Origin of the sequence: Cryobacterium sp. Y50, from assembly GCF_002929805.1 — a bacterium.
Lineage (GTDB): Bacteria > Actinomycetota > Actinomycetes > Actinomycetales > Microbacteriaceae > Cryobacterium.
The window spans coordinates 1-5,115 of the sequence record NZ_PJJM01000033.1 but is presented as its reverse complement, the minus strand read 5'-3'; the positions used below and the strand labels follow the sequence as shown (position 1 = coordinate 5,115).

General features: G+C 59.5%; 6 protein-coding genes and 1 pseudogene. 6 read left to right on the top strand and 1 reads right to left on the bottom strand.

What is annotated here, in order from left to right:
* The first annotated feature begins 80 nt into the window (after positions 1-80).
* From CXY73_RS00375 to CXY73_RS00350, 6 genes are read left to right on the top strand one after another with little or no spacing between them, the layout of a single operon-like run.
* Entirely contained in the window at positions 81-965 is an 885-nt protein-coding gene (locus CXY73_RS00375; protein ID WP_104176430.1) for a hypothetical protein, read from the top strand.
* A gap of 5 nt (positions 966-970) precedes the next feature.
* A complete protein-coding gene (locus CXY73_RS00370) occupies positions 971-1,384 on the top strand; it encodes a GntR family transcriptional regulator (RefSeq protein ID WP_104176429.1) in 414 nt (137 codons plus the stop codon).
* Positions 1,381-2,217, top strand: a complete 837-nt coding sequence (locus CXY73_RS00365; protein WP_146071541.1) for a hypothetical protein — start codon at positions 1,381-1,383, stop codon at positions 2,215-2,217. Before CXY73_RS00370 ends, CXY73_RS00365 begins: the two co-directional genes overlap by 4 nt.
* The gene (locus tag CXY73_RS00360) at positions 2,214-2,771 is read left to right on the top strand and encodes a hypothetical protein (RefSeq protein ID WP_104176427.1); all 558 of its coding nucleotides are present in this window, start codon (positions 2,214-2,216) and stop codon (positions 2,769-2,771) included. Before CXY73_RS00365 ends, CXY73_RS00360 begins: the two co-directional genes overlap by 4 nt.
* A gap of 39 nt (positions 2,772-2,810) precedes the next feature.
* Positions 2,811-3,731 (top strand): hypothetical protein, encoded by a 921-nt coding sequence (locus tag CXY73_RS00355; protein WP_104176426.1) that lies wholly within the window; start codon positions 2,811-2,813, stop codon positions 3,729-3,731.
* Position 3,732: 1 nt separating this feature from the next.
* Positions 3,733-4,371 carry an ABC transporter ATP-binding protein gene (locus tag CXY73_RS00350; protein WP_104176425.1) on the top strand — a complete coding sequence of 213 codons (639 nt, stop codon included), beginning with the start codon at positions 3,733-3,735 and terminating at the stop codon, positions 4,369-4,371.
* Positions 4,372-4,418: 47 nt separating this feature from the next.
* On the opposite strand, the pseudogene CXY73_RS00345 reads toward CXY73_RS00350, so the two are convergent.
* Positions 4,419-5,115: pseudogene (locus CXY73_RS00345) on the bottom strand (IS3 family transposase); the annotation flags it as partial.

The window sequence follows — 5,115 nt, the reverse complement described above, 5'->3', positions numbered from 1 at the left end:
GGCAACAATCATGCCGGACCCGACAGGCCAACTCCCTCAGATACTCACACCATCCGAGGTTACAAACAAGGTAACGGGGGTTGGAATCGGTCAGCGAGCCGACCGTCATCGCTACGCGTGCCGCCCTGCAACGCATCGGTTTCCTGAGCGGTGCAACGATAGTGATTCTCGCCATCACGCTTGTGATCAGTGATCTCGACTTCTACCTGGCCATGGTCGGGTACTCCATAGCCATAGCCATAGCCATAGCCATAGCCATAGTCATCGGTGCAGCCGCGCGACTGGGCGGGAGCGAACGGCGACGAGCCGGATTACTGAGCGGCGATGAGAGCCGTTCCTTAGCTAAGGGAGTCTTTCGTCTTGCACTCGGGCTGAGCGCTCTCACGATCATCCTGTCGATCGTCGCGCTTTCCGTTCTGAACGCTCTAGCCGAGATCGCAGGACGAGGGGGCCTGCCGACCTTGACGTCAGATTTCTGGCTTGCAGGTATCGATAGTCGGCACCTCATTGTGATCGCCGTGGTGTCAGCGCTCGTCTCTGCGCTGTCGCTCGCGGGGTTGGTTGTCGTTGCGCGGCGACAGTCGGCTGCCGGCGCTGAGCTGGAAGCCGATCGGATGATTCGTGCTCTCTGTTCCCGTCGTGTCGCCTATGGCGCTTTGGGCGGCCAAGCCGTTCTGCTCGGCGCGCTCATGCCTGCCCTTCAGGTTTTCACTCTCGAGGTTTCTCGGCTTGCCTATTCCGTCAACGAGATTGTTGTCACGGTGTCGTCGGCCGTCGGACTTGTGATCATGGTCGCCGGCATTGTGGCCTGTGCGTCGGCTGTACTGTTTCCGGTTTGGATTCAGCTACGGGATCGCGAGCCCGCCGCAGAAATGCCCGATAGTTCCGCGGATGCATCAGTGGACCCGGGCGCTGAACCTGACAGAGACGCTGGCTTTGACGCTGGCAAGCGGGAGAGGGGCTGAGCGGGGTGCACATCGAAGTAGACACGCGCAGCCCGACCCCGCACTACGAGCAGATCCGAAGTCAGGTCACCGCTTTTGTTCTGACGGGTTCCCTGCGGCCGGGGACTCGCCTTCCGCCCATCCGACAGCTGGCCGGGCACCTCGGTCTCTCCAATGGAGCGGTGGCGCGTGCTTACAAGGAGCTCGAACGCGAAGGCACGGTCACGACCAACGGCAAGAAGGGCACCGTTGTCGCTGCACGTGATACGACGCACCCGTCGCTCGGCGACGATCAAGAACGCGCCCGAGTGCTCGCCAATGCAGCCACCAGCTACGCGACGACAGCCCACTCGCTCGGCTACGACCTCGATAGGGCACAAGCCGCTCTGCGGCACGCCATGGGTGCGCCGACAACGGCTCGCGACGTAACGAGCGAATGACCGGCGGCAGTGAAACTCACCTCGGAGGACGAATGCTGAAAACAGTACGGAAAGAACTGAGAACCGCGCTCTCGTGGAAGGTCGGGGTTTTCGTTGCGGCACTCCTCGTGCTTCCCAGCCTGTTCGGAACCGTGATCAGTGATGGGTACGCGCTTTCGGGGTCGGCTGATTTTTTCACGCTGGTCATGGCCGGTGTACTACCTTTAATCTTCCCGCTTCTGGCAGTAGCGGTGTATGCGGTCCCTTTCTCGGACCAGCTCAGCAACCGGTACCTCGTCTACACCAGAATTCGCATCGACATCAGACGGAACCTTGCGACCAAGGCCCTCGCCAACCTGATCCTGGCGTTCATCGTCTTCTTTTTGGTCGCGTTTATACCGTTCCTCTGGGCATTCTTCATCGAGCCCTCGCTGGGGGTAATCAATGAATACCACCAGAGCAGGGTCAGCCCAGGCGTGGTGGCGGTATCGCCATCGACCATTAACACATTCTCGCAGCTGCTCGCCATAGGTCCATGGGCCTATGGAGTCGGCTACTCGCTGGTACTCGGCCTAAACGGCGCGATTTACGCGTCTTTAGGTTTTTTGCTGCTGTTCCTCATCCCAAACCGCTTCGTCGCCATCGCCATACCGTTCGTCGGCTACAACATCTTCAATTTCGTCTTCGGCGTGCTGGCGATCCCCCAATTCTCACCAGCTATCGTCTTCCCATTCAACCTCACTCAATTCCCTATGTGGGTGCCATTCGTCCCGTTCACCGTCCTCATCGTTGTTGCTCTTGGACTGGCGGTGTACGTTCACCGGAACACCCATCGGCTCGACGTTCTGCTGTGACCGGCCGCACCCTCACGTCGGCCAGAACGGTGCTCTGGCATATAGCCTTTCTTGTCGTCAGCGTTCTCTTCGGTATCACCGTCCGACAACAAGCGATCGCCCGGGCCCAAGAGTCACAGGCATCGCTGAATCAGTGGGACCACATCCTAGGATTCCTGCTCGAGCCCTACTTCATCGCCTACTTCTTTCTCCCGGTCTGGCTATTCACCTCCTGCGTGGCGATACACCGGCAATTCGCGATCCCCGCACTCATCCGGCTCGGCAGCTACCGCAGCTGGCTGCTAAGTTCCATCCTGGGTGCGATCCGCCGATTGATCCCGCTGATGCTGATCTGGGTAGTCTCCGCTCTGCTGACCTCGATCGGTCTCCTATACGAGTGGGAGTGGAGTGCTGCCAGTTACACGTCGACGGAATCGAAGCAGATCCTAGACGTCATATCCGTCCAGGGGCTTCCTCCCCTCACCGTGATGGCGATTCAACTGAGCCTGTTCTCGGTGACGCTGATCGGCTGTTACGCGGCCCTTGCCGTGGTGCATCTGATCGTGAAGCGCTGATACGTCACCTTCCTGGGCGCAGCCCTGATCTTCTTCGCCTTGCTGTACTCGTTCCGGAATCCGTTCGACTTCGCTCCGCTCGACTTTGCGAATTTCTTCCTGCTCCATCGCGCCTTTGACGCATACGATCCGATCGCAATTGCGTTCGTGCCGGTCCTCGTCGCCGTGGCACTATGCTTCGCCGTTGCCCGATATACGGACAAACAGGGCGGCACTCGCCTGAAACTTCCTGTGCGGTGGCCGCTGCTTGTTTATTTAGCACTGTGCCTTCTCGGAATTCTCTACGCCTGGGTGTACGAGCTTCAACTGGGCAACTCTCCCACGGACTTGCTGTTCGTCGCCTTCTACGGCGTATCCGCCAGCGGGTACACCTGGACGCTATACCTCTTCCACAGCACCGTTTTTCTCGGCTTCGCCTACCTGTTCCAGCTGCGGCTCACCGAAGAGCTCGACGCACGCATCTACTACGTCGCACTCCGCCGCGGATCACCCCTTCGGTGGCTTGCTCGCTTCGTGCTCCCGGTCGTCGGACGCGCGCCCCTGCTCCTGCTGCCACTCGCCGCCATGACATTCGTCGTCGCCGTCCTCGGCAACTTCACCGGATCGAACAGTGACGCCATCGAGGGAATCCCCCATCCTGGCTGGATCCTCTACCAGTTCTTTGTCAACGGGACGCTTCAGCTTCTCTGCTACGTGCTGATCACCTTCATCGTTTCCTGGGTCAGCGGCCGCACGGTCGCAGGGCTTTTAGCCCTCGGGACGATTCTCGTTCTTAGCCTGCCAGCGCTCAACGTGGGCCAGCTACTCCCCGCCGCACTCAACAGCATGGGCTATCTCGAGCTCGGCGCTTCAGAACTCGTACGCATCACCGTGGTCTTGACCATCTATTTGGTCATTCTCACGGTCATCACAACCCTCGTCGTCGGCAACCGCCGACTGTTCTTCAACGAAAGGATCTAACATGCCCGTGATCGAACTCGAAAAAGTAACGAAATCCTTCAAAGGCGTTCCCATCTTCGACAACGCCAGCGCCACCTTCGAAGCCGGAAAAATCCACGGCATCGTCGGCCCGAACGGGTCCGGGAAATCGATCCTGTTCAAAATGATCTGCGGATTCATCCTCCCCGACACGGGGAAGGTGATCATTGATTCTCAGTACCAATCACCGTCGCGAACATTCCCCGAACAGTTCGGCGTGATCATCGATCGACCAGGATACCTGCCACAGAAAACCGGCCTCGATAACCTCCGAGATCTGGCCAAAATCCGCGGCGCTATCGGCGACGCCGAGATCCGCGACGCCATGGAGAAAGTAGGACTCCCGCCCGGCCTGAAACAGAAGGCTCGGAATTACTCACTGGGGATGAAACAGAAACTCGCTCTAGCACAAGCAATCATGGAAGACCAGAAAGTGCTCATCCTCGACGAACCATTCAACGCACTCGACGCCGACAGTGTGGACCTAGTGAGGAACCTGCTGAAGAAACACCGAGAACAGGGCCGCACGGTCATCTTCACCAGCCACAACAGAGAAGACATCGACCTGCTCGCCGACCACACACTCAGAATCAGCAACAGCAAGCTCGAGCGAATCAGCTAAGCAAATGGGACTGCCCCGAGTTCAGTTGACTCGTTGGGTTTGGGGTTTCAGGCGGCCTTGAGGGCCATGTTTATTGTCTCAAACTCGATTGGGGTGAGCTTACCGAGGCGGCGTTGCCGACGCTTCCGGTGGTAGGTCCGCTCGATTCAGACGACGATCGCCAGGCGCAGTTCGTCCCGGGTGGCCCAGCGTCGCCGGTCGAGGACGTTCTTCTGCAGCAGGGCGAAGAACGACTTCATCGCGGCGTTGTCGCCGCAGGCGCCGACTCGCCCCATTGACCCGGTGATGCCGTTGTTCTTTAGCACCCGGACGAAGGCGTTAGACCGGAACTGCGAGCTGCGGTCGGAGTGCAGAATTGTGCCGTCGATGTCGCGTTGCCCGATCGCGTTGCGGGCCGCCGCGACCGCCAGGGAGGCTTTCATTCGTGAGTCGATGGAGTAGCCGACGATCTTGTTCGACCAGACGTCCTTGATCGCGCAGAGGTAGATTTTGCCTTCATCGGTGCGGTGTTCGGTGATGTCGGTCAACCACAACTGGTTCGGGCGCGTCGCGGTGAACTTCCGTTCGACGAGGTCATCGTGGACCGGCGGCCCGGCCTTCCGCGTCAGGCCGCGTTTCTTCGCGAACACACTCCAGAGCCGCTGTTGGGAGCACAGCCGCCAAACCCGGTTCTCACCCGCGTTGAGACCGGCCTGTTTGAGTTCGTCGGCGATGAACCGGTAGCCGAACGCGGGGTCGTTCTGG

Coding starts and splice junctions, on each gene's coding strand:
- CXY73_RS00350 (WP_104176425.1), top strand. CDS start 3,733: ATGCCCGTGATCGAACTCGAAAAAGTAACGAAATCCTTCAAAGGCGTT.
- CXY73_RS00365 (WP_146071541.1), top strand. CDS start 1,381: ATGACCGGCGGCAGTGAAACTCACCTCGGAGGACGAATGCTGAAAACA.